The 24,022-nt window shown below is 56.5% G+C and carries 22 protein-coding genes; 7 read left to right on the top strand and 15 right to left on the bottom strand.

Annotated features, from left to right (window positions below):
* Window positions 1-70 precede the first annotated feature (70 nt).
* Window positions 71-670 (top strand): cob(I)yrinic acid a,c-diamide adenosyltransferase, encoded by a 600-nt coding sequence (gene cobO, locus QEN58_RS07020; RefSeq protein WP_280106409.1) that lies wholly within the window; start codon window positions 71-73, stop codon window positions 668-670.
* A 68-nt stretch (window positions 671-738) separates the two neighbouring features.
* Here the strand turns inward: cobO and QEN58_RS07015 are convergent, their stop codons facing one another.
* The 11 genes from QEN58_RS07015 to QEN58_RS06965 all read right to left on the bottom strand — a co-directional run bounded on the left by QEN58_RS07015 (window position 739) and on the right by QEN58_RS06965 (window position 13,903).
* Complete coding sequence (locus QEN58_RS07015; RefSeq protein WP_280106408.1) at window positions 739-2,034, bottom strand: adenylosuccinate synthase; 1,296 nt, start codon at window positions 2,032-2,034, stop codon at window positions 739-741.
* Complete coding sequence (locus QEN58_RS07010; protein ID WP_280106407.1) at window positions 2,034-3,230, bottom strand: ATP phosphoribosyltransferase regulatory subunit; 1,197 nt, start codon at window positions 3,228-3,230, stop codon at window positions 2,034-2,036. Before QEN58_RS07010 ends, QEN58_RS07015 begins: the two co-directional genes overlap by 1 nt.
* Before the next feature lie 174 nt (window positions 3,231-3,404).
* Window positions 3,405-4,301, bottom strand: a complete 897-nt coding sequence (gene hflC, locus QEN58_RS07005) for a protease modulator HflC (RefSeq protein ID WP_280106406.1) — start codon at window positions 4,299-4,301, stop codon at window positions 3,405-3,407.
* Window positions 4,302-5,567 carry an FtsH protease activity modulator HflK gene (hflK, locus tag QEN58_RS07000; protein WP_280106405.1) on the bottom strand — a complete coding sequence of 422 codons (1,266 nt, stop codon included), beginning with the start codon at window positions 5,565-5,567 and terminating at the stop codon, window positions 4,302-4,304.
* 147 nt (window positions 5,568-5,714) lie between these two features.
* Window positions 5,715-7,025 carry a ribosome rescue GTPase HflX gene (gene hflX, locus QEN58_RS06995; protein WP_280106404.1) on the bottom strand — a complete coding sequence of 437 codons (1,311 nt, stop codon included), beginning with the start codon at window positions 7,023-7,025 and terminating at the stop codon, window positions 5,715-5,717.
* 37 nt (window positions 7,026-7,062) lie between these two features.
* Complete coding sequence (gene hfq / locus QEN58_RS06990) at window positions 7,063-7,311, bottom strand: RNA chaperone Hfq (RefSeq protein ID WP_280106403.1); 249 nt, start codon at window positions 7,309-7,311, stop codon at window positions 7,063-7,065.
* Window positions 7,312-7,504: 193 nt separating this feature from the next.
* Window positions 7,505-8,443, bottom strand: coding sequence for a tRNA (adenosine(37)-N6)-dimethylallyltransferase MiaA (gene miaA, locus QEN58_RS06985; protein ID WP_280106402.1), 939 nt, complete (start codon window positions 8,441-8,443; stop codon window positions 7,505-7,507).
* 75 nt (window positions 8,444-8,518) lie between these two features.
* Window positions 8,519-10,426, bottom strand: coding sequence for a DNA mismatch repair endonuclease MutL (mutL, locus tag QEN58_RS06980; RefSeq protein WP_280106910.1), 1,908 nt, complete (start codon window positions 10,424-10,426; stop codon window positions 8,519-8,521).
* 32 nt (window positions 10,427-10,458) lie between these two features.
* Window positions 10,459-11,922, bottom strand: a complete 1,464-nt coding sequence (locus tag QEN58_RS06975; RefSeq protein WP_280106401.1) for an N-acetylmuramoyl-L-alanine amidase — start codon at window positions 11,920-11,922, stop codon at window positions 10,459-10,461.
* Entirely contained in the window at window positions 11,913-12,419 is a 507-nt protein-coding gene (tsaE, locus tag QEN58_RS06970) for a tRNA (adenosine(37)-N6)-threonylcarbamoyltransferase complex ATPase subunit type 1 TsaE (RefSeq protein WP_280106400.1), read from the bottom strand. The genes QEN58_RS06975 and tsaE overlap by 10 nt, the downstream gene beginning before the upstream one ends.
* Before the next feature lie 11 nt (window positions 12,420-12,430).
* Complete coding sequence (locus tag QEN58_RS06965) at window positions 12,431-13,903, bottom strand: NAD(P)H-hydrate dehydratase (RefSeq protein WP_280106909.1); 1,473 nt, start codon at window positions 13,901-13,903, stop codon at window positions 12,431-12,433.
* 97 nt (window positions 13,904-14,000) lie between these two features.
* Here QEN58_RS06965 and queG point away from each other — a divergent pair, with 97 nt between their 5' ends.
* Window positions 14,001-15,134, top strand: a complete 1,134-nt coding sequence (gene queG, locus QEN58_RS06960; protein WP_425270310.1) for a tRNA epoxyqueuosine(34) reductase QueG — start codon at window positions 14,001-14,003, stop codon at window positions 15,132-15,134.
* On the opposite strand, the gene orn is transcribed toward queG, so the two are convergent.
* Complete coding sequence (gene orn, locus QEN58_RS06955; RefSeq protein ID WP_280106399.1) at window positions 15,135-15,740, bottom strand: oligoribonuclease; 606 nt, start codon at window positions 15,738-15,740, stop codon at window positions 15,135-15,137.
* Between the two features lie 156 nt (window positions 15,741-15,896).
* Here orn and rsgA point away from each other — a divergent pair, with 156 nt between their 5' ends.
* Genes rsgA through asd form a run of 3 tightly spaced genes read left to right on the top strand, consistent with a single transcriptional unit; the run spans window position 15,897 to window position 18,621 of the window.
* A complete protein-coding gene (rsgA, locus tag QEN58_RS06950) occupies window positions 15,897-16,916 on the top strand; it encodes a small ribosomal subunit biogenesis GTPase RsgA (protein ID WP_280106398.1) in 1,020 nt (339 codons plus the stop codon).
* Between the two features lie 18 nt (window positions 16,917-16,934).
* Window positions 16,935-17,777: a sulfurtransferase gene (locus QEN58_RS06945; protein WP_280106397.1), complete on the top strand. Its 843-nt coding sequence runs from the start codon at window positions 16,935-16,937 to the stop codon at window positions 17,775-17,777.
* A 10-nt stretch (window positions 17,778-17,787) separates the two neighbouring features.
* Window positions 17,788-18,621 carry an archaetidylserine decarboxylase gene (gene asd, locus QEN58_RS06940; protein WP_280106396.1) on the top strand — a complete coding sequence of 278 codons (834 nt, stop codon included), beginning with the start codon at window positions 17,788-17,790 and terminating at the stop codon, window positions 18,619-18,621.
* 20 nt (window positions 18,622-18,641) lie between these two features.
* On the opposite strand, the gene QEN58_RS06935 is transcribed toward asd, so the two are convergent.
* Window positions 18,642-19,304 (bottom strand): TetR/AcrR family transcriptional regulator, encoded by a 663-nt coding sequence (locus QEN58_RS06935; RefSeq protein WP_280106395.1) that lies wholly within the window; start codon window positions 19,302-19,304, stop codon window positions 18,642-18,644.
* A 183-nt stretch (window positions 19,305-19,487) separates the two neighbouring features.
* On the opposite strand from QEN58_RS06935, the gene QEN58_RS06930 reads away from it, so the two are divergent.
* A complete protein-coding gene (locus QEN58_RS06930; protein WP_280106394.1) occupies window positions 19,488-20,663 on the top strand; it encodes an HlyD family secretion protein in 1,176 nt (391 codons plus the stop codon).
* 38 nt (window positions 20,664-20,701) lie between these two features.
* Window positions 20,702-22,210, top strand: coding sequence for a DHA2 family efflux MFS transporter permease subunit (locus QEN58_RS06925; RefSeq protein ID WP_280106393.1), 1,509 nt, complete (start codon window positions 20,702-20,704; stop codon window positions 22,208-22,210).
* Window positions 22,211-22,238: 28 nt separating this feature from the next.
* Here QEN58_RS06925 and epmA read toward each other — a convergent pair whose 3' ends face one another.
* Window positions 22,239-23,219: an EF-P lysine aminoacylase EpmA gene (gene epmA / locus QEN58_RS06920; protein WP_280106392.1), complete on the bottom strand. Its 981-nt coding sequence runs from the start codon at window positions 23,217-23,219 to the stop codon at window positions 22,239-22,241.
* A gap of 86 nt (window positions 23,220-23,305) precedes the next feature.
* The gene (gene efp, locus QEN58_RS06915; protein WP_280106391.1) at window positions 23,306-23,872 is read right to left on the bottom strand and encodes an elongation factor P; all 567 of its coding nucleotides are present in this window, start codon (window positions 23,870-23,872) and stop codon (window positions 23,306-23,308) included.
* Window positions 23,873-24,022: the final 150 nt, after the last annotated feature.

Below are 24,022 nucleotides of genomic sequence, written 5' to 3'. Positions count from 1 at the left end.
GGATAGCTTAGGCTAGCGGTTTATAAAATTGACGATTGTTCAGCCTACTCTTTTTTACCCAGGAGATACTATGAGTGACCGCGACACCCGCCACAAAGCCTCCATGGAGAAGCTTAAAGCGCGCGTAGAGGAGAAAGTCGCCGGTGCCAACGAGCAGCGCGGCCTAATCATTATTAATACCGGTAACGGCAAAGGCAAAACGACGGCCGCCTGGGGCACGGTCACCCGCGCCTTGGGTTATGGCTATAAGGTAGGCGTAGTGCAGTTCATTAAGGGACTGTGGGAGTGCGGTGAACGCAATCGCTTGGAAGAGGATGCCAATCTAGAGGTCGCGATAATGGCCACTGGCTTCACCTGGGATACCCAAAATCGCCAAGCGGATACCGACGCCTGCCACGCAGTATGGAAAGAAGCTGAACGCATGCTCGCGGATCCAGAGACCTATCTGGTAGTGCTTGACGAAATCACCTATATGCTCAAGTTTGGCTACTTGGAGATCGATGCCGTTAAACGAGCGCTGGAGAATCGCCCTCAAGAACAAACGGTGATTATTACCGGCCGTAATGCCCACCGCGAGCTCGTCGCCATGGCCGATACGGTGACCGAGATGCAGGAAGTGCGTCATGCCTTCAATAACGGCCTACAGGCACGCCGCGGTATCGACTTTTAAATAGCAAAAGGGGCAACTAAGTTGCCCCTTTTGCTCGTCTGATAACCAATGGTCAGCTTAAAGCGTGCTTAGCCATCAAATGGGTTACGCAGCACGATGGTTTCCATGCGATCAGGGCCGGTGGAGATAATATCAATGCTAGTACCTACCTGCTCTTCAAGGTAGCTGATATAAGCGCGAGCATTGGCGGGTAAATCCTCTACCTTTTTAGCGCCCAAGGTCGACTCTTTCCAGCCAGGCAGATCTTCATAAAGCGGCTCGACCGCTTCATAGCCTTCTGAATCTACGGGAGTTTCCAGCACATCGCCATCTTTACTACGATAACCAACACAGACGCGGATATTTTCCAGCCCATCCAGTACGTCCAGCTTGGTCAGGCAGATACCGGAGACCGAGTTGATCTGCACGGCGTGACGCAGCGCCACGGCGTCAAACCAGCCACAGCGGCGGGCACGGCCAGTGGTAGCACCAAACTCGTGGCCACGCTCGGCCAGGTGGCGACCATCAACATCGAATAGCTCAGTGGGGAACGGGCCTGAACCAACGCGAGTAGTATACGCTTTGGTAATGCCCAGCACGTAGTCTAAATAGAGCGGTCCGACGCCAGAACCAGTGGCCGTGCCGCCTGCGGTGGTGTTCGAACTGGTCACATAAGGGTAGGTACCGTGGTCGATATCCAGCAGCGAGCCTTGAGCACCTTCAAATAGGATGTTCTCACCGGCTTTACGCAGGTCGTGCACCATGCTGACGGTATCGCACACCATGGGACGCAGTTCTTCGGCCATCTGCATCGCCGTGTCCAGTACTTCCTGGAAGTCGACCGCCGGTTCGCCGTGGTAATTCACCAGTACGAAGTTGTGGTAGTCGAGCACTTCGCCCAGCTTGGAAGCAAAACGTTCGCGATGCAGCATATCGCCCAAGCGTAGGCCGCGACGGGCGACCTTGTCTTCATAGGCAGGACCGATGCCCCGACCAGTGGTGCCAATTTTGGCAATGCCACGGGCCTTTTCACGAGCCTGATCCAGACGCACATGGTAAGGCAAAATCAGCGGGCAGGCAGGCGACAGGCGCAGGCGTTCGCGTACCGGCACACCTTTGGCTTCCAGCTCACGGATCTCTTTGATCAGCGCTTCAGGTGAAAGCACCACACCATTTCCAATCACGCAGGTTTTGCCTGGACGCAAAACGCCGGAAGGAATTAGGTGGAGAACCGTCTTTTCACCGTCAATGACCAGCGTATGGCCCGCGTTATGACCGCCTTGAAAACGCACCACGGCGGATGCTGATTCGGTGAGCAGGTCAACGATTTTACCCTTGCCCTCGTCACCCCATTGGGTGCCCAGCACTACGACATTCTTACCCATTATGATGCACTCGTCTCTTGTGTCAGGGCCGTTGGCTGCCAACGACCATCGATAAGCTCAAGACGGCGGTCACAGTCATGCTCCGCCGGCCCAGTACGCTGCCCTGGCAGCGCTTGAATCACGCGTTCCCCCTGCTCACGCAGCGCGACAATGGCAGCGTTGAGCGACTCATCCTGCGCAGCGGGCGACCAAATAGCCCCACGACTCGGGGATGCCAGCGCCAGCGACGCCAGCTGCTTCAGATCCATCGAGAAGCCGGTGGCCGGACGCGCACGGCCAAAGGCCCGCCCCGTATCATCATAACGCCCGCCTTTAGCCAGCGCATGCCCATAGCCAGGTACATAAGCAGCAAACATCATGCCCGTGTGATACTGATAGCCGCGCAGCTCCGCCAAGTCAAAGTAGAGCGACACATCAAAGCGCGCCAACACCCCTTGATAAAGAGCGTCCAATTGATCCAGTGCCGCCATGACAGATGCTGGTGCGCCGGCAAAGCGCTCCCGCGCCTGGCGTAAAATATCCGCCCCACCGTGCAACTCTCCCAGGGCTAACAGCATGTCCGCCAATGCAGGGTCGCTGACGCTGGCGTCTACAAGCTGCGCCAGTTGACTGGGTGATTTTAGCGCTAATGCCTCAAATAGCGCACGCTCTTGCTCGTCGCTGAGCGCCGCAGCTTCGGCAAGGCTTCGATAGATACCGATATGCCCTAACGCCAGGTGAATCTCCTCTGCACCCGCAGCTTTCATGCTGGCCAGGGCCAAGTGAATAATTTCACTGTCCGCTTCAAGCCCTGCATGGCCAAACAACTCAGCGCCCACCTGCACCGGGCTACGGCCACCCTGATGCTGGTCTGCATTAGCACGCAATACGTTAGTGCAGTAGCAAAGACGTACAGGCCCCTGACGCTTTAGCGAGTGGGCATCCATGCGCGCCACTTGCGGCGTAACGTCTGCCGAGGCGCCCATCATGCGTCCCGTTAACTGATCGGTCAGCTTGAAGGTTTGAAGATCAAGATCCGTGCCGGTGCCGGTTAACAGGGAGTCCAAAAATTCCACTGGTGGCGGCATGACCTGGTCATAGCCCCAGCAGTGGTAAAGATCGAGCAGCGCACGGCGCAGCTCTTCCATGCGGCTTGCCTGAGGCGGAAGCACCTCATCCATGCCGTCGGGCAGCAGCCAGCGGTCAGCGATGGTCATGTGAACAATCCTGCAAGACGATGAAGGCCCAACAAATTCAAACAGTAACAACCTAAGGTCATCGACAATAATCGCCTTGAACTTGAAGAATAAGGGCCACAAAAAAACCGGGCGACGCCCGGTTAATAAATTCTATCACGTTTATTGGCCGGGTGAACCCCGCACGACAGCGGCTTAACCGCCGTTGTCTTCACCGCTTTCTGGTTCAGCGTTGCGCAAATAGCGGAAGAAATCGCTATTCGGCTCCAGCACCATCAGGTTGCCATCGTCGGAAAAGCTTTCACGGTAAGCTTCAAGACTCCGCCAGAAAGAGAAGAACTCCTGATCCTGGCCATACGCTTCAGAGAAAATCGCAGCGGCCTGGGCATCACCTTCACCGCGCAGTGTCTCTGAACGCTCATTGGCCTGGGCAAGCAGTACCTGGCGACGGCGATCCGCATTGGCACGAATACGCTCGGCCTCTTCCTGACCCTGCGCACGCCATTCGCGGGCTTCACGCTCACGCTCGGAACGCATCCGCTCAAACACTGCCGCCGAAACATCTTCCGGCAAGTCGATGCGCTTAATACGGATATCACGTATGGCTACACCAAGCTCTTCGCGCATTATCTCGTCGAGCTCTTCCGTCGGCCCAGTCATCAGGTCATCACGCCTCTCGGCGATAATTTCCTGAAGGTTCAAGCGGCCAAATTCATTACGCAGGCTCTCATCCACCCGCGGCTGAATCAGGCGAATAGCCATCAGCTCATCACCGGCCGTTGCCTCGTAGTAGCGGGTAGGGTTGACCACCTGCCACTTAACGTAGGAGTCGACGATAACCGCTTTCTGCTCGAGCGTCAGGTAACGGCTAGTATCAGTGTCCAGCGTCAGCAAGCGCGTATCAAACTTCCTGATTGTTTGCGCGATCGGCACTTTTGCGTGCAAGCCAGGCTGAATATTCTCTTCGATGACCTCACCAAAACGCAGCTTAACGGCGCGTTCGGTTTCGTCTACCACGTACAGAGTGTTGCTCGCCAGCCACGCAACGGCAGCCAGACCACCAACAATCAGCAGGGATCGATTATTAATCATTTACCGGCCCTCCCTGCGGATGGAGCTACTATTCGTATTTGATGAAGAGCTAGAGCTGCCCTGAGTGTTGCGTAAACGCTCAAGCACGTTAGGGTCTAACTGCTCATCGCTGCTATCACTTGATGATGAGCGACCTTGATTGCCACTCCTGCCTCTCATTTGATCCAGCGGCAGGTACATCAACGGAGCATTTTCGCTCACATCCAGCAACACCTTCGGCGAGTTACCCAGCACATCTTCCATTGTGTCTAGGTACATACGCTCGCGCATGATGTCTGGTGCATTTGTGTACTCGGTCAATAGCGAGTTAAAGCGGTTGGCTTGACCTTGCGCTTCAGCGACGACCGATTCACGGTAACCCTGCCCTTGCTCAACAATACGCTGCGCTTGACCTTGCGCTTCGGGAATAATCGCGTTGGCGTAAGCAATACCCTGGTTGATCGTACGCTGGCGATCTTCACGGGCACGGATAACGTCATCGAAGGCGTCAATCACTGGCTCAGGCGCCGAAGTGGACTCAATGTTAATGGTCTGTAGACGGATACCGGCACCATAATTGTCGAGATAGGACTGCAGACGACTGGCGACCGAGCTACCCAGAATTTCACGACCTGAGGTAAGGATATCAATCATATCGGTACCACCCACTACGTGACGTAGTGCTGAATCAAGCGCATTCTCAATCGAGATAGCCGGATCACGGACGTTGAGTACGAAGTCGCGTGGATTAGCCACTTGGTACTGGGCAGAAATTTCCACTTCGACAATGTTTTCGTCACGAGTCAGCATCGACTGTGTCTGCGACAGCGAGCGCACGCGGGTCACGTTAACCATACGCACATCGTCGATCAACGGCGGATTCCACTGAAGACCAGGATTGACGGTGTCTTGGTATTCACCAAAGCGGAGAACAACACCACGCTCGGATTGGTCTACTAAGTAGAAACCCATAGCGGCCCAGATCGCCAGTGCAACGACAACCAGCAAGCCTGGCAGCGCAAAGGGGTTGCGGTTTTTATCACTACCACCACCCGTTTTCTTGCCGCCGCCTTTTTTGCCGCCACCCAACATGCTGTTGAGCTTGTCCTGAAACTTTTTCAGCGCTTCATCCAAGTCAGGCGGACCTTGGTTGTTGCCCCCTTTATTGCCGTTGTTGCCGCCGCCATTATTACTGCCACGGTTTCCATCGCCGTCGTTTCCACCGCGTCGGCCGCCACTGCTCCAAGGGTCGTGCTGGTTGCCACCACCAGGCTCATTCCAGGCCATACTTCTTCTCCACTAAGGTGTTCGCTAACGCTAGTGACATCATTTTCATAAACACCACCGCGTTTTGATATTATTGCTCTATCAACCTTGTACCATTTTTATACAAAACAGAATACATATAGCGTTCTAAAATGGGTAATACGCCGCCTACCACTCATCGAGTTCACGCAACGCTTCAGGTAAATAGGTGTTGGCTCGCTCGCCCAGTTGTGCCATCAACTGATTAAAATCACGCCGTGGCAAACGCACATCAAGCACTGAATGCCCCTGTTCATCAAAGGATTCCTCACGAACAGCATTCAGCTCATGAAGACCTGCGCGCAGCTTACCTTGCTCGGGAGTCAGTGTCAGCGAAAAGCCAATGACATCGTTGGCTAAACGCTCGGTAAGCGCTTCATGGAGCAGCTCAAGGCCCTGCCCCTGCTGAGCCGAGAGCCAAACAACTTCGGGCACTCCGTGGCCATCGCGCTCTATACGCGGGGCACTATCAAGCTTATCAATTTTATTCATGACTTTGAGTACCGGTACGCCATCCGCACCAATCTCTTTGAGCACCAGTTCCACCTGCTCAACGTTTAACTCACGGTCAGGGTCTGCTGCATCAATCACATGTACCAGCAGCGACGCTTCTGATGCTTCTTGAAGCGTCGCTTGAAATGCCTCAACTAATTTGTGCGGCAAGTGGCGAATAAAGCCCACCGTATCGGCCATTACGACGGGGCCTACATCTTCAATCTCAAGCCGTCGCAGCGTGGGGTCAAGTGTTGCAAACAACTGGTCAGCTGCATACACCTCGGAATTGGTCAAAGCGTTAAACAACGTTGACTTACCGGCGTTAGTGTAACCCACCAGCGACACGCTATGAATTTCAGCACGGGCACGTGCACGTCGATTCTGATCGCGCTGACTGCGTACTTTATCAAGCCGCTTGTGAATCGATTTAATCCGCCCACGCAGCAGGCGACGGTCAGTCTCAAGCTGCGTCTCACCAGGGCCGCGCAGGCCAATCCCACCTTTTTGCCGCTCTAGGTGTGTCCAACCACGCACAAGGCGAGTCGACATATATTCAAGTTGAGCAAGCTCTACCTGCAGCTTACCCTCATGGGTTCTTGCCCGTTGCGCAAAGATATCGAGAATCAAACCCGTACGGTCAAGCACTCGACACTTGAGTTCTTGCTCAACATTGCGCTCTTGAGAGGGACTTAAGCTATGGTTGAAGATCACCAATTCTGCCGAATGAGCCGCGAGCAGTGCTCGCAACTCTTCCAACTTACCTGACCCAATAAAGGTGCGTGAGTCAGGACGGTGGCGGCTAGCAGTGAGTAGAGTCGCAGGCTCTGCACCAGCAGAGCGTACGAGCTCTAAAAACTCACCCGGGTCTTCACGTTTTTGTTCATCATGAAAATCGACGTGAACAAGAACTGCCGTTTCACCGGCGTCTGGGCGTTCGAAAAACAATCAATACCTCGTGGACTCTCTTGCTTATCCAGCGGTGTTAAATCTCCGCATCCTGGTCTGCCGGATCTTGCGCAGGCAAGCGTACGTTACGAGATGGAACAACCGTAGAAATAGCGTGTTTATAAACCATCTGACTGACGGTATTGCGTAGCAGGATAACAAACTGGTCAAACGATTCGATCTGGCCCTGCAGCTTAATGCCATTGACCAAAAAGATAGAGACCGGAATGCGCTCCTTGCGCAGAATGTTCAAGTACGGGTCTTGAAGGGACTGCCCTTTGGACATGTTGATCTCCCTAAAACTGTCGTTGGGGTTAATTATCAAATGGCGTGCCCTACTGGTGCTACGCCGCACTATTATCTACTGCCCGAAAGGCCAAGTGATGCCCGAAGAGCCTAGTGGTAGTCGAAAGGCTCAATCACTCGGCCAATCGAAAACATACACTTGCTAAATTACTATCTTAGAGGACTATCTTACGCTAAGCACCGCTTTCACGCACGAGTTTCAGCACCTGATCCAGCGCATCTGAACGCTGTGAATCCACCCAATTAAGCTCTGGCCAGCTTCTTAACCAGGTTAATTGACGCTTGGCTAGCTGACGAGTAGCTATCACGCCTCGCTCAACGAGATAGGCATAATCGTAATCGCCTTCTAGGTACTCCCACACTTGGCGATAACCCACACTCTTCATCGCAGGAAGGCCTAAATGCAAGTCATTACGCTTTTTGAGGGCGGCGACTTCATTTATCAAGCCCTCACCCAACATTACTTCGAAACGCTGGGCAATGCGTCGATGCAGCAAGCTGCGATCACTTGGCGCCAAACCTATCGACAACACACGCCAGGGAAAGGTTTCCGGCTGCTGCTCCGCCCACAGCTCACTCATTGGCCGCCCACTGGCGTAGTACACTTCTAGCGCACGCATCAGGCGTTGAGGATCATTAGGATGAATACGCTGCGCGGATACCGCATCCACCTCTGCCAATCGTTTATGCAACGACGAAAGCCCTTCGGCTTGCCACTGCGCTTCGAGCTGCTGGCGAATGACGGGATTGGAGGAAGGCATATTAGCCACGCCCTCAATCAATCGCTTGTAATAAAGCATGGTACCGCCGACCAAGAGCGGAACCCTCCCCGCCGCGCTGATTTGTCGCATAAGCGAAAGTGCATCTACACGAAAATCGGCGGCCGAATAGGGCTCAGCGGGGTCGTGGATATCGATCAAGTGGTGGGGCGCACGAGCTAGCTCAGCCGCGCTGGGTTTGGCGCTGCCAATATCCATACCGCGATACACCATCGCCGAGTCAACGCTGATGAGCTCATGTCCCAGGCGTTCATGCAGCGCCATCGCCGTATCGGTTTTCCCGGCAGCCGTCGGGCCCATTAAAAAAATCGCCCAAGGGCGGGTATCAGCCATGCGCGGTTCCATCAGGTAAGAAAATGGTAATTGCTTTGTGCGCCGCTATGGTCAACGTAGCTATTGTCCGAGCAGCTATTGCCCTCGCAAGAACAGTCGATCAAGCGCTTTGAGACCCATTTGGGTCCATGTAGGGCGCCCGTGATTGCATTGGTCGCTGCGCTCGGTGCGCTCCATATCGCGCAGTAGCGCATTCATTTCGTCGATGGTGAGTCGTCGATTGGCACGCACGCTACCATGGCAGGCCATGGTGGAGAGTAGTTCATGCAGTCGCGCCTCGACCTGATGGGTACGCCCATAGCGCGCCAGCTCTTCCAGCATCTGACGAACCAGCGCCTCCGGATCAGCCTGAGCAAGTAAAGCGGGCAATTGGCGCACCAGCAGCGTCTCTGGCCCGGCGATATCCAGCTCAATACCCAGCTTGGCAATCGCCGCCTGCTCGCTCTCTGCCGTGGCCACTTCAGCCCGACTAGCGGCAATCGAGACGGGCACCAGCAGCGGCTGTGCATCCAACCCTTTGGCGGCGGCCAGCTGTGTTTTCATGCGCTCATAGACGATTCGCTCATGGGCGGCATGCATATCCACCAGCACCAAACCCTCTGCGTTCTGAGCCAGAATATAAATGCCGTGCAACTGCCCCAGCGCAAATCCCAGCGGCGGTGGCGCAGTGGGATCGTTGTCAGGCATTGCCAGGGGCGCTTCACGCACCTCATTGACTCGCTCTTCGAGAGCGCTCGACTGGGGCGTTAACAGCGTTTCTTCGTGATTGGGATGGAGCGCCTGATAACCCTGCATAAAGCGGCGAACACGCTCTGCGCCAGGGTGGCGATCCGGCGAGTGGGTCAGCGCAATTCCTTGCTGCTGCCAACGGGGCTGTTCAGCGTTCGCTTCAGCAGCCGCGCCCTGTGCCAATGCGTCTGAGGTATCAGCCACCTCGGCACCCTCCTCGCCCGAGCTCTCGGCAGGTTTAGCGGACGCCAGAGAGTGATGGAGGCTTGAATAGAGAAAATCGTGCACCATGCGGCCATCACGAAAGCGCACTTCGTGCTTGGTGGGGTGAACGTTAACGTCTACTACGTCGGGATCAAGCTCCAGATAGAGCACAAATACCGGATGACGGCCGTTAAACAGCACATCGCGATAGGCTTGGCGCACCGCGTGGGCGACCAAGCGATCACGCACTACGCGTCCATTGACAAAAAAGTATTGCTGGTCGGCCTGGGAACGCGAGTGCGTGGGCAGCCCTACCCAGCCGCTTAGCCGCAAACCGCCCGCTTCACGTTCGATATAGCGGGCGTGCTCGATAAAGTTTTTGCCCAGCAGCGAGGCAATACGCCGCTCGCGGGCCGCCGCAGAGTGACCGGCAGGCAGTTGATGAATGACTTTTTGGTTATGGCGCAATACCCAGGCGATGTCGTAACGCGATAGCGCCTGGCGGCGAAACGCCTCTTCAACATGGGCAAATTCGGTCTTTTCAGTGCGCAGAAACTTGCGCCTGGCGGGGGTATTAAAAAATAGATCGCGCACGCCGACGCTAGTACCACGGGGGTGTGGCGCAGGGGTAACCCGTGCTTCCATTCCGCGCCCTTCCGCGACCACCCGCCAGCCATGGCGGGGGTCATCTGCGGCATTAGAAATCAGCTCCAGCCGTGAGACTGAGCTGATCGATGCCAACGCCTCACCGCGAAAGCCTAGCGAGCTAACGCCTTCCAAGTCCTCCAGGCTTCCGATCTTACTGGTGGCATGGCGGGCCAGTGCCAGCGGTAAATCCTCTTCGCCAATCCCAATGCCATCATCGCGCACCTTAATCAGTCGCGCGCCACCCTGCTCAATCTCCACTTCGATACGTTGGCTACCTGCATCAATGGCATTTTCGATGAGTTCTTTGGTCACCGACGAAGGGCGCTCGACCACCTCACCAGCGGCAATCTGGTTGGCCAACCGTGGGTCAAGCACATGAATACGCGGCGCGGTAGCGGTCATATCAGTCAACATGAAACCTCATGAACGATTACTCATGAACGGGGGATCTGTAACACTTGGCCAACGCGAATCACGTCACCATTCAATTCATTGGCCTGCCTCAACTGATTAACCGGCACACCATGACGTACGGCAATCGCGGAGAGAGTATCGCCCGACTGAATACGGTATTCGTTGCCCGAAGGGCGACGCTGATTATCACGCTGCCAAGCAAGCAGGCTGGCCGGTGGCGGGTAGCGTTCAAAATGCTCACGCAAACCGCTGAAAATAGCCTGAGAAAGCCCCGATTGATGGACTGGGTCACGCAGACGACGCTCTTCATCCGGGTTGGAAATAAAACCAACCTCAATGAGCAGCGAGGGTATATCGGGGGATTTCAGTACCATAAACCCAGCCTGTTCAACGCGGGACTTATGCAGCCGATTAATCCGACCTAGTTTCTCTAACACCTGCCCGCCGATAGACAGGGAATCGTTTAAGGTAGCAGTCATGGTCAAGTCCAGGAGCACGCCGCGCAGCACCTGGTCTTTATCGCGCAAAGAGAGGCTGCCATCGACACCGCCGATCAGATCGGAGCGGTTCTCGCTATCGGCCAACCACTGGGCGGTTTCCGAGGTGGCCCCCCTCTGGGAGAGCGCATAGACCGAACTACCTTGTGGCCTTGGACTGGTGAAGGCGTCGGCGTGTATGGAGACAAAGAAGTCGGCCTTCTGTTCACGGGCCAACGAGGTGCGCTGACGAAGTCCCAAATAATAGTCTCCATCCCGCACCAGCACGGCTTTAAAGCCTTCGGTGCCGTTCACCTGCGCGGCTAAGTTCCGGGCAATTTCCAGCACTACGTCCTTTTCACGAGTACCTGATGGGCCAATCGCCCCAGGGTCTTCGCCGCCATGACCGGCATCCACAGCAATAATAATATCGCGCCTTGGGTGCGGTTTGGCTTCCTGGACTTCTGCCGGGGCTGCGTCACTAGGCGACGCGACACTGCTGGGTAGTTGGCCTTGAGTAGATGCCCGCAGGGCCTGAGTTTCTTGATCCCGAATCATCGCCTCGATAGGGTCGATCGGGTTCTCGACGGCGCTCTCACCAGGATACTCAAGATCGACAACCAGCCGGTGGCCGTACTGGTCGTTAGGCGTCAGGGTAAAGTGACGCGGCTCAATTTCTCGATTGAGCTCAAGCACTACCCGTAGACCGCCGCCTTCTCGCGCGCCGGTGCGGACCGAGGTGATCGCACTGTCATGCAAAGGCAGCGTACTGGGATCGGTGTCCATTTGAGTATCATCTAAATCAATCACCAACCGCGCAGGGTTCTCTAGTGAAAACACGTTGGCATTCGTGGCAGAGGACAGATCAAATACCAGCCGGGCATGATCCGGCGCCGCCCAAAGACGCATACTCTCCACGCTGGAAGCTTGAACATTAACTGCCGCCAGGGCAAAAAAACTGGCGGCTAATAGACAATATACTCGTGCCGCTATGCCCTTTATTTCCATTGAATCACACCGTTGCCCAAATGGTCGGAACTTACCTTGCTTGCCTTACTTTCCAATAATGCCAGCATTCGCCTGCCCCGATCACTGATCGCTGTTAATGAGGCTAAGCGACCATGAGCGACCACTTCCAGCGCCAGCGCGATATCAGGCGCTGGCAGCCACCCCTCCCCTCGGCTGGGCCATTCAACAATACTGAGCGCATCGTCGGCCAGCACGTCTCGACCACCGATAAATTCAAGCTCTTCTGGATCTGACAAGCGGTACAAATCTAGATGATAAACCCGTTGAGCACCCAGCTCGTAAGGCTCGACCAGCGTATAAGTGGGGCTTTTAACTGTCCCTCGATGGCCATAAGCACGCAGGATACCGCGGGTTAGCGTAGTTTTACCGGCTCCCAGTTCACCTTCCAGATACACCAGCCCGCGTCCTTGCAACACCTGCCCGAGTGCTTCGCCAAAGGCGACCTGGGCTTCTTCGTTGTCTAATTGCACCTGCATGTGGGCTGCCTTCACGGATTAATCAATTTTCGCGCATAGGATGCCAGATCGCTGGCTAGCAGGCCACGCTCGCCTTCTTGCTCTGCCGCTCGATCAGCCGCTAACGCGTGCACCATCGTGGCTAGCCAGGCGCTGAACTCTACATCTCCGCGCTGCGCGACCAGCGCTCCCAGCATGCCGCTAAGCACATCGCCCATTCCGCCGCTGGCCATGCCCGGGTTGCCGTAGGGGCACACTACCAAACCACTGGGGCCAGCAATTAAACTGCCCGCGCCTTTTAGAATCACCACGCCTCCCCGGGCGCGTTGCAGTGCTTGAGCTGCAGCAGGCCGATCTGACTGAATATCGGCCACTTCACAGCCCAGCAATCGTGCGGCTTCACCAGGGTGCGGGGTCAATATCCAGTTATCGCGGCGAACATCCGGCCATTGACGCGCCAACAGATTAAGCCCGTCAGCATCCACCACCAGCGGCGCATCTGACTGAAGCGCACTCTGAAGCACCGCCTGCCCCCAGGCAGCCTGGCCTAGCCCGGGCCCTACTACCACCACGTCAGCGTTATTAGGCAGCTCTGCGGCCTCAGCGCCACCGCGTACGCCATGGGCCATCACCTCCGGGCAACGCACTAAACTGGCAGTGATATGCTCTGGGGCCGTCGCCAGGCTTACTTTCCCAGCCCCCATGCGCGCGGCAGCTTGGCAGGCCATCAGCGCAGCACCACCGAAACCAGGGGCGCCACCCATCACCAGCACGTGCCCCATGTCACCTTTATGGCTGGTGCGCAGGCGTGGTGCAAAGGCATCTGCCAGTAGCGAATCATCCAGACGCCAAGCCGTGGGGGGAATGTCGAAATAGGCTTGGGCTTTGACGCCCAGGGGGCGAAAATCGATCTCGCCGGTATAAGCTGGCGCCTCCCCTGTATGCAAGCCCACCTTATCGCCGATAAAGGTCACCGTGCAGGCGGCTTTAACAGCAATACCCAGCACAGCACCGGTGTCTGCGACTAATCCTGAGGGAATATCAATAGCCAGTACCGACCGATGCGCGGCATTGATCATTTCGATAGCCCGCTTGAAGCGTCCCTCTACCTCACCGGTCAGGCCGGTACCCAACAGCGCATCGACAATCACTTCGCCGGTGAGCTCAATGCCAGCGTGCCACTCCTCGCAGCCCACCCCCGCGGATGTTGCCAGTTCTGCTGCACGGGCCGCATCACCGCTTAGCTCGACGAGGGGCTTCAGCGTAATTCGCTGCACCTTAAGACCGGACTGCATGGCCAGCGCCGCCAGCACGTGACCATCGCCACCGTTGTTACCACTCCCACACATCACGGTTAAACTGCGCACTTGTGGCCAGCGGGAGCGAAAACTGTGCCAGGCACTTGAAGCAGCGCGTTGCATTAGCGCAAAACCATCAATGCCGCCAGCAATGGTGCGGCGATCCAGTTCCCGCACCTGGGCGGATTTATATAGAGGGCGTAGCATGGAAGTACTCGGGACCGTCACGATCGCTCCTTTCACATGTTTTGATGGCTGCCAATGCGTTAGCATAGCGCGCTTAATACCTTGCTGTTGATTGACTATGTCGAATTCCACTGCCTTTGCACGTTCTGATGGTGCAATGACTGACCAGAAACTTGCTCGCCTTGCCGATCTGATTAAAACCTGGGGGCGAGAGCTGGGCTTTCAGCAGGTGGGCATCACCGATACCGAGCTGTCGACACATGAAGCCCACCTTGATGAGTGGCTGGAAAAGGGCTACCACGGCGAAATGGGCTTTATGGCCAAGCATGGCACCAAGCGCACTCGCCCTGCGGAACTCGAACCCGGCACTCAACGCATTATCAGCGTACGCATGGATTATCTACCCGCCGAGGCGGAGAGCACCAAGGTGCTCGGTCAGCCCAGCCGCGCCTACGTATCGCGCTACGCCTTAGGGCGTGATTATCACAAGCTAATACGCAAACGGTTAGCCCTATTAGCAAAAAAAATTGAGCAAGAAGTCGGCGACTTTGGTTACCGCGCTTTTGTCGACTCTGCACCGGTCATGGAGCGCGCCCTGGCCCAAAAAGCGGGGCTCGGCTGGTTTGGCAAAAACGCCATGCTGCTCAACCCCAAAGCGGGCTCGCTGTTTTTTCTGGGCGAACTTTATACCGACCTACCGCTTCCCATTGACGCACCGTTTGAGCACGAACACTGCGGTAGCTGTAGCGCTTGCCGCACCGCCTGCCCTACCGGCGCCATCGTTGACGATAAAGTGGTCGACTCTCGCAAGTGCATTTCGTACCTCACCATTGAGCTGCACGGGGCGATTCCGGTTGAGTTTCGTCGCGCCATGGGCAACCGTATTTACGGCTGCGACGACTGCCAACTGGTCTGCCCTTTCACCCGTTTTACCCATATCACCCAGGAAGATGACTTTGCCCCACGCCATGACCTAGACCGCGCATCGCTTATTAGCCTGTTTGGCTGGGGCGAAGCGGAGTTTCTGGACAAAACCGCTGGCAGCCCCATTCGGCGCATTGGCTACCAGCGCTGGCTGCGCAATATCGCCATTGGACTGGGCAACGCGCCCTGGAGCGAGACCGTGGAAGCCGCGTTATGGGTACGCCGGGCCTACCCAAGCGCGCTGGTGCGTGAACATGTCGCCTGGGCGCTTGAGGAGCAGCGCAGGAAGCGCGGCGAGCGTATTGCTACAGATACCGGCTCTTCTTAGCTACTCTTCCTCGTCGCTGCTCTGCTCAACGCGCAAAAACGTACTCCGGTAGTGGGTCAGCTCAGCAATCGACTCTTTAATATCGTCCATCGCCAAGTGCACATTCTGCTTACTAAAGCCCGCCAACGCACCGGGATTCCAGCGTTTGGCCACTTCTTTTATGGTAGACACATCAAGATTGCGGTAGTGGAAAAAGTTGAGCAACGCAGGCATCTCACGCTCGAGAAAACGCCGATCCTGATGGATGCTGTTGCCGCACATGGGAGACGAGCCCGCCACCGCATACTGCTGAAGAAATGCCAGGGTTTGCTGCTCAGCTTCGGTAGTTTCCACTTGGCTGGCTTTCACCCGTGCGACTAAGCCTGATTCACCGTGGGTTTTCTGGTTCCAGTCATCCATCTGCGCCAGCAGGCTGTCGGGCTGCTTCACCGCAATGACTGGCCCCTCAGCCACCACATTCAAATCCGCATCCGTAATGAGTGTGGCTACTTCAATAATGCGCTCTTTATTTGGATCGAGACCGGTCATCTCGAGATCAATCCACACCAGCAGATCATCCCGTGGCGCCGTTTTTCCTTCCGTTGCACCCGTCGTTTCGTTGCTCATTACCATTATTCCTTTGCCTAAATGCGTATAACATCGCGCAAGTGTGCCTTAAATTGGCCCGTCAAGCAGCTATACAGGCCTACTTGGCGACTAGATAAATACAATGACACCTTTGCTAGGTACAATGGAGCTTATTGTACCTAGCATCGGGTAGACATGAGCAAACGTAAATTAAGTCGCCAGCAGCAGTGGCGAGTCGACAAAGTCCAGGCAGAACGTGCCCAGCGTGCTGAAAAGCGCGATGTGCAAGACGCTGAAAAACTCGCCGCTGGCGAATACGGTGCCGAACAACCGGGCCGTGTCGTTGCTCACTTTGGACGTACCCTAGAGGTACGCAATAGCGATAATGAACCTGTGCGCTGCCATCTACGCGCCAATCTGGACGGCCTGGTCACCGGCGATCGGGTGATATGGCGCGCAGGTCAGGAAGGCTCCGGCGTGGTGGTAGCCCGTGAAGAGCGCGATAGCGTACTTAAGCGCCCCGACGCTCGCGGCCTGCTCAAACCGGTGGCCGCCAATATTGATCAGCTATTGATCGTATTTGCGGTCGAACCCGCGCCTCACGCTAACCTTATCGACCGCTATCTGGTTGCCGCCGAAGCCACCGGTATAGCGCCAGTGCTGGTGCTCAACAAAACCGACCTGCTGCCAGAAGACGGTGGCGAGTTAGGCAAATTGTTGGAACGCTATCGCGATTTGGGCTATCCCGTCGTGCGCACCACCACCGCTACCGAAACCGGACTGGATGCTCTGCGCAGCCAGCTTGAAGGCCGCACCTCGGTGTTTGTCGGTCAAAGCGGCGTGGGCAAGTCTTCGCTAATCGATCTGCTGCTACCTGATGAGACTTTGCGCATTGGCGCGCTCTCGGAAGACTCCCGCAAAGGCACCCACACCACGACCACGGCCCGCCTCTACACCATGAGCCGGGCGGAAGTGGCCGACGGCGACCTCATCGACTCACCGGGTATTCGTGAGTTTGGCCTGGTGCACCTCAACGAGCAGGAAGTCACCGACGGCTTTATTGAGTTTCACGACTATATTGGTCACTGCCGCTTTCGTGACTGCCGCCACCGTAATGAGCCAGGCTGCGCTTTACTCGCAGCGGTCGAGGCAGGCAAGATTCATCCAGCACGCTTTACCAGCTACCGGCGCATACTTGATAGCTTGGATAGCTAGGATTTAGAGGAGTTACTCATGAGCACCGAAAGCCAATCGTCGGAATCCAACCTACTGCCGCTAATCGTTGAACCCGAACAGTTGCAGGAACATTTGGATGATCCACAGCTGCTGATTATCGATGTGCCGGTTAATGGCGATAGCTATCGCCAGGGCCATGTGCCTGGGGCTATTTTCCTCGATTTTCGCTATTTGATGCGTGGCGAAGGGCCTGTACCCAGCGACGTTCCTAGCGTCGAGGCACTATCAAGGCTATTTAGTGCATTAGGCCTTACCCGCGACACCCACGTAGTAGCCTACGACGATGAAGGCGGCGGATGGGCGGCGCGGTTACTGTGGACGCTAGACCTGATCGGCCACACTCGCTACTCCTATTTGAACGGCGGCATTCACGCCTGGCGCGATGCAGGCCTGGAAGAGAGCACAGAACCGACCGCCCCAACCCCCAGCGAATACCACGCCGAGTTTCTCAATCCCCAAGCCCTGATTACCTACGACGAAATCAAGGAGAAGCTCGACGATAAGCAGTTTGCGGTATGGGATGCGCGCTCCAAAGATGAGTACGATGGCGTACGCGGTAACAACAAGCACATGGGCCATATTCCAGGGGCGGTCAATATGGATTGGCTCCATGCCATGGATCGCAACCGCGCGCTGCGCATACGCGATTACGCCGAACTCATCACTGAGCTAGGCGCCCTGGGCCTAACTCCGGACATGGAAATTGCCACCCACTGCCAAAGCCACCACCGCAGTAGTTTTACCTGGCTGGTGGGCAAGGCGCTAGGCTTTAATATGCGCGGCTATGCGGGTTCCTGGGGTGAATGGGGCAACCGCGACGACACACCCATCGAGAAGTGAAAATATTACTGTGACTCTTTCCCAAAAAGCTTTTTCGCTACTCCAGTACCCGCTGCCTCACCACGCGCTCTCACGTCTAACCGGCAAGTTCGCTCAGTGCGACAACCCATGGGTGAAAGACACCTTGATTAAAGCGTTTATCAAGCGCTTTAACGTCGACATGAGCCAAGCGCTGGAACCAGACCCCACCGCCTACGCTACGTTCAACGACTTCTTCACCCGTGCGCTCAAAGCCGATGCTCGCCCACTAGGCGATGGCATCCTCAGCCCCGCCGATGGCACGCTTTCCCAATATGGTCGTTTACAGGCAGGACAGTTGGTGCAGGCCAAAGGGCACACCTACTCCGCACAGACCCTACTGGGCGGGGATACGGCACTGGCAGAGGAGTTTTTAGGCGGCAGTTTTGCCACCGTGTATCTCTCCCCACGGGACTACCACCGGGTGCACATGCCGGTAACCGGCACCCTGCGCGAGATGGTCTACGTGCCTGGGCGGCTCTTCTCGGTCAACCAAGCCACTGCTAACTATGTGCCGGGCCTGTTCGCTCGCAACGAGCGTTTAGTATGTATTTTTGATACCGAGCACGGCCCCATGGCGATGGTATTGGTCGGCGCGATGATTGTCGCTGCTATCGAGACTGTGTGGTCAGGGCAGGTAACGCCACTGGCGGGGCATCCTCAGCGCATGCAGTTTGGCCAACCCATTACTCTAGAAAAAGGCGCAGAGATGGGCCGCTTCAAGCTCGGCTCTACCGTGGTGATGTGCTTTGCCAAGCCGCCTAGTTTCGCAAACAATCCGCTGCGCAGCATGGTGCAGATGGGGCAAACGCTGGGAGCGTATTAATAACCTTCCCCCTGAATGACCTAGGTCGAAGCACTAGACGCACCTGAGAGGAAGAGCTCGACACAGCGTCGAGCTCGAGCGTTGCAACGCGCCTGGTCAAGACGCACATGACGACCAAGCAGAGCGTCAATGTGCCATTCACCAAGCAACATGCCCACAAACATACCGGCCGCTTCACGCGGATCGTCGAGGTCAAGACGGCCACTATCCACCTGTTCGCTTAAGTAAGCAGCTAACGCCTGACGGGTCTGGTCGGGACCGCGTGTGAGAAACAGCTCACCGAGCTCCGGAGCCCGTTCGGCCTCAAAAGCTAAGCCGCGAACTAAACGGATCACGCCAGGCTCGAACACCAACGTCAGCATTCGGCGGCCTAGCTCGTACAGCACCTGCTCGAGGGCTTGGTGATCCCGTCGCCCCTCCTCCAGCACTGCCCAGGCGGTGGCGATATGACGCTCCATCGCCGCGGTGAATAATCCCTCCTTGTTACCAAACTGCTTATACAGCGTCGCCAACGATCCGCCTGCGCGGGCAACCACGTCGTTAACGCTGGCACCGGCATAGCCCTGTTCAAGAAAAACATCCCGGGCAGCGTCCAACAGACGTTCACGGCGCGCCACGCCGCGCGACGTTACGGCATCAGTTATGTTGCGACCGAGCATATCTGGCGCGGTTGAGCGTGGCATTGACACTCCTATAGAGGTATATAAATAAGGATTAAGTATAAAGATGCGGCACACAGAAGTAATATTTTTTGCCCTGGAAATGTAATGTAGCATTCATTACACTATTTGTCTTTTTCCCCATGGGAGGTGTCTTTGCCTCACAGGGAGCCCTAGCAGGGGGCGCTACTGCCTTAAGGAGTGGTCATGACATCGAATACTAAGCCGGGCGAGCCACCGGATGAGCGACAAAGCAGCCATACCGTCTCGGGTCAAGATGTACGCTCCAGCAGCAAAACTAGCCGCAAGTTACTCGCTATGGTGGCGGGGCTAATCGTCCTGGCGGCGCTATCCTGGTGGGGCGTGGGCTGGTGGCAAACCGGGCGCTTCATGGAAGAGACCGACAATGCCTACGTGCGCACCGACAGTGTCGCGGTACGCGCTGAGCTATCAGCGCGGGTCACCGAGGTGGCAGTAGACGATAACCAAACGGTCAAACAAGGCGATCTGCTAATTCGCCTCAACGCCGAGAGCTACCGCGATCAGGTTACCCAGGCCGAAGCCCGGCAGGCAGTGGCCGCTGCCTCAATCGCCCAGTCCCACCGTCAGGTAGACTTGCAGCAGGCGGCTATCGATCAGGCCAGGGCTCAGCAGCAGGCGGCCCAGGCTAATCTTGACCAGGCGCGCCAGCACCTGGAGCGCTCCTCGTCGCTTGCCGCCAACAACTACGGCTCCCGCCAGCAGCGCGAAGACGACCAGGCCGCGCTGAGTGTCGCCCAGGCAAAGCTTGCCGAAAGCCAAGCCGCCGTTGTTTCGGCCAGGCGGCAGCTGGCCGTGGCCGAGAGCGGCGTGACCCGCGCTGAAGCCAATCTGGACGCCGCCAGCGCCGATCTTGACTATGCTCGCCACCAGTTGGACAAGACCCGCATCGTCGCGCCCCGGGACGGCGTGGTTGGCAATTTGCGCGTTGAGGTCGGCACTTTAGCGCAGCCGTCGCTGACGCTTTTGCAGTTGGTACCCATCGAGTCGGCCTACGTAGCGGCCAACTTTAAGGAGACCCAGCTTGAGCGTATTCGCGTCGGCCAGCCGGTTGAAGTGCATCTGGATGCCTACCCGAATACCACCTACGAAGGCGTCGTCGATAGCCTGTCACCGGCCACCGGCACCGAGTTCAGCCTACTGCCCCAGGACAATGCCACCGGCAACTTCAACAAAATCGTCCAGCGGGTGCCGGTCAAAATCCGCATCACCGGCCCCACCGAGGCGCTGAGCCAACTCCGCGCCGGACTCTCGGCCGTACCCGAGATCGATACCCGTGACCTTGATCTGCAAAATGATACTCGACCTGCCAAACAGTTAGCGGCAGAGCAGCCCGAGTCATGAGCGAGACGGTCGCCGGCCCAGCGGCGGGCGTCAACGACATGCCAACCTGGCCGCAGCGCATTGGTTTTATCGCTGCGGTGTTCGGCATGTTCATGGCAATTCTGGATATTCAGATCGTCGCCAGCTCGCTCAACGAAATCCAGGCGGGGCTCTCGGCCAGCGAGGATCAGATCTCCTGGGTGCAGACCGCCTACCTGATCGCCGAGATTGTAATGATTCCGCTGTCAGGCATGCTGATGCGCATCCTCTCAACCCGGGTGGCCTTCACCCTGTCCTGCGCCGGTTTCACTCTGGCCAGTCTCGGCTGCGCGCTGGCCACCTCGATCGAGCAACTGATTGTGCTGCGCGCCATTCAGGGCTTTATGGGTGGGGCGATGATTCCCATTACCCAGGCAGTTAGCTTTTCGATCTTTCCTCGACGGGTAATGGGCAGTGTGCAGGCGGTGATCGGCATGGTTGTCACCATGGCACCCTCGGTGGGTCCCACCGTGGGCGGCTACATTACCGAGACGCTCAGCTGGCACTGGCTGTTCCTGGCCAACGTGATTCCCGGCGTTCTAGTCTGCTGGGCCGCCTGGACATTTCTCGATATCGACAAGCCCAACCACGCGGTCGCGCGCCGCCTGGACTTGATCGGCCTGGTATTGATCGCGGTATTTTTGGGCTCGCTAGAGTTTGTGCTTGAAGAAGGGCCCGGCGATGACTGGTTTGCCAGCCAGCGGATCTTGCTGTTCAGCCTGACCTGTCTGGTGGCAGGAGCCTGGTTCTTCATCCGCACCCTGCGCAGCGACCACCCCATCGTCGATCTGCGCGCCTTTGCCAACCGTAACTTTGCCATCGGCGCCGGGATGGGCTTTATCATCGGCATCGCGCTCTACGGGCTGGTCTACATCATGCCGCTGTTTTTTGGCTATGTGCGCGGCTATTCAAGCCTGCAAATTGGCCAGGTGATGTTCGTCACCGGGCTGACGATGTTTCTGTGCGCGCCGGTTGCCGGTCAGTTATCCAACCGCCTCGATCTGCGCATGATGCTATTTATGGGCCTGCTGCTGGTCGGCGTGGGCACCATAATGAACGCCAATCTTACCGTGGAGTCGGGCTTTTGGCAGTTCTGCGTGCCGCAGATCGTGCGCGGCATGGGGCTGATCTTGTGTATCATTCCAGCCTCGCGTATTGCCCTGGGCACCCTGCCGCCGAGCGAAGTAGGCAACGCCAGCGGGCTTTTTAACGTTATGCGCAACCTGGGGGGAGCCATGGGACTGGCGCTGCTCGATACGGTGCGCGACATCCGCGAGGACTTTCACTGGAATCAGCTCATCCCTGCTATCGATACCAGCCGCGAGGTCGTGGTAGCGGAGATCGCCAAATACCAGGCGATGCTCGCCGGCTCGGTGCCCGATACCTATCACGCCGCCGTCGCCATGCTGGCGCAACGAGTCTCTCAGCAGGCCCAAGTGTTGGCCTTTAACGACATCTTTACTTGGATGGGGCTGATCTACATTGCCAGCGTACCACTGGTATTCCTACTGCGAAGGCTTTCAGCTTGACAGCTTGCAGCCTATTAGCGACTAACCGCTAACAGCTGGGGGTTGAGAATGTAAGCACGTCTTCCAGGCGTGCTTTGCCGAGTGCTAATTGAATCAAACGATCTATCCCCAACGCCACACCGGCGCCTTCAGGCATTCCGTGGTCAAGTGCGGCCAACAGGCGCTCATCCACATCCACTTCCGGCAGGCCCAAGCGGCGGCGCTCAGCGTTGTCTTCAGCAAACCGGGAGCGCTGTTCAGCCGCATCAATCAGCTCATCGTAGCCGTTGGCCAACTCAATACCGTTTAGATAAACCTCAAAGCGGGAAGCCACCCACTGACCGTCTGCATCTTGATGGCGTCGCGCCAGTGCCGCCTGGCTGGCCGGATAATCTACCACCACGCTTAGCTCACGCTGGCCTAGCTGCGGCTCAATCACCACGCTCATCAACAGGTCAAGGCAGGTATCACGGCCTTCAGCGGCTAAGGATTGGGCAGGCATTTGTGCCCGTTTCGCGGCTAACGAACGCAGCTTTTCCAGGGGCGTGGTAAACGGATCAACTTCTAAATGGGTATGAAACAGTTCCCGGTAGCGATAATGCACAAGTGGGCCGGGAAAACTGGGCAGCAGCGACATGATGAGCGTCGCGGTCTCATCAATCAGCTGATCCAGCGTAAACTGCGGTCGATACCACTCCAGCATAGTGAACTCGATATTATGGCGGCCACCTATTTCACCGTCACGAAAACTTCGTGCGAGCTGAAATATCGGCCCACTACCCGCTGCGAGCAAACGTTTCATATGGAATTCAGGGGAGGTTTGCAGCCATAGGCGGCGCTGTCCTTTGTCCGTGCGTGCCAAGGTGTGCAGCGACACCAAGTGCACATCCGTACTGCCTCCCTGCCCCAGCACTGGCGTTTCCACTTCCAACACGTCGCGCTGGGCAAAAAAAGTGCGCACTTTGGCCATTAACTGCGCCCGTTCACGCAGCGTTTCAAGAGATGCGGAGGGTTGCCAATCAATGGCCATAAGGACTCCTTGGAGAAACCGCCTTAAACAATAATGGCCACGCACATAGCGTGGCCATTAAGACATACAAGCGCCCAGAAAAGCGATTAAGCGCGGGAGACGTAGTCACCACTGCGCGTATCAATTTTCAGCACTTCGCCCTGATTGATAAACAGCGGCACGCGAACAACAGCGCCGGACGATAACGTCGCAGGCTTAGAGCCACCTTGAGCAGTATCGCCTTTCAAGCCTGGATCGGTTTCAACGACTTCCAACTCAATGAAATTCGGCGGTGTGACGGAGATCGCCTTGTCATTCCAGAGCGTAATGACATAAGGCACCTGTTCCTTAAGCCATTTTTCAGTATCACCCAAGGCTTTCTTCTCCACAGCGTACTGCTCGAAGGAGCCATCGGTCTTCATAAAGTGCCACATATCACCGTCGTTATAGAGATATTCCATCTCTAAATCCATGACATCGGCACCTTCCAACGAGTCACCGGATTTGAAAGTCTTCTCACCTACGCGGCCAGTCATTAGATTCCGCAGCTTAACGCGGTTAAACGCCTGCCCCTTACCGGGCTTGACCAGCTCGTTCTCAACGATCGAACAAGGATCGCCATCGAGCATTACTTTCAGACCGGCCTTGAATTCGTTGGTAGAATAGTTCGCCATAATGTTTCTCAATCATCCATTTCAGTTATTTGTTTCAACAGGTGGTGCGCGAAGCCATACTTTGCCGCCGTCAACTTGTTTTATATGCCAGCAGCGTTGCAAATGGCGTCGTTAAATAAGTGCGCGCATGATAACCCGAAGGAGGGCTTT

Origin of the sequence: Halomonas alkaliantarctica (assembly GCF_029854215.1) — a bacterium.
Classification (GTDB): domain Bacteria; phylum Pseudomonadota; class Gammaproteobacteria; order Pseudomonadales; family Halomonadaceae; genus Vreelandella; species Vreelandella alkaliantarctica_A.
This window is presented reverse-complemented; position numbering and strand designations above follow the sequence as displayed.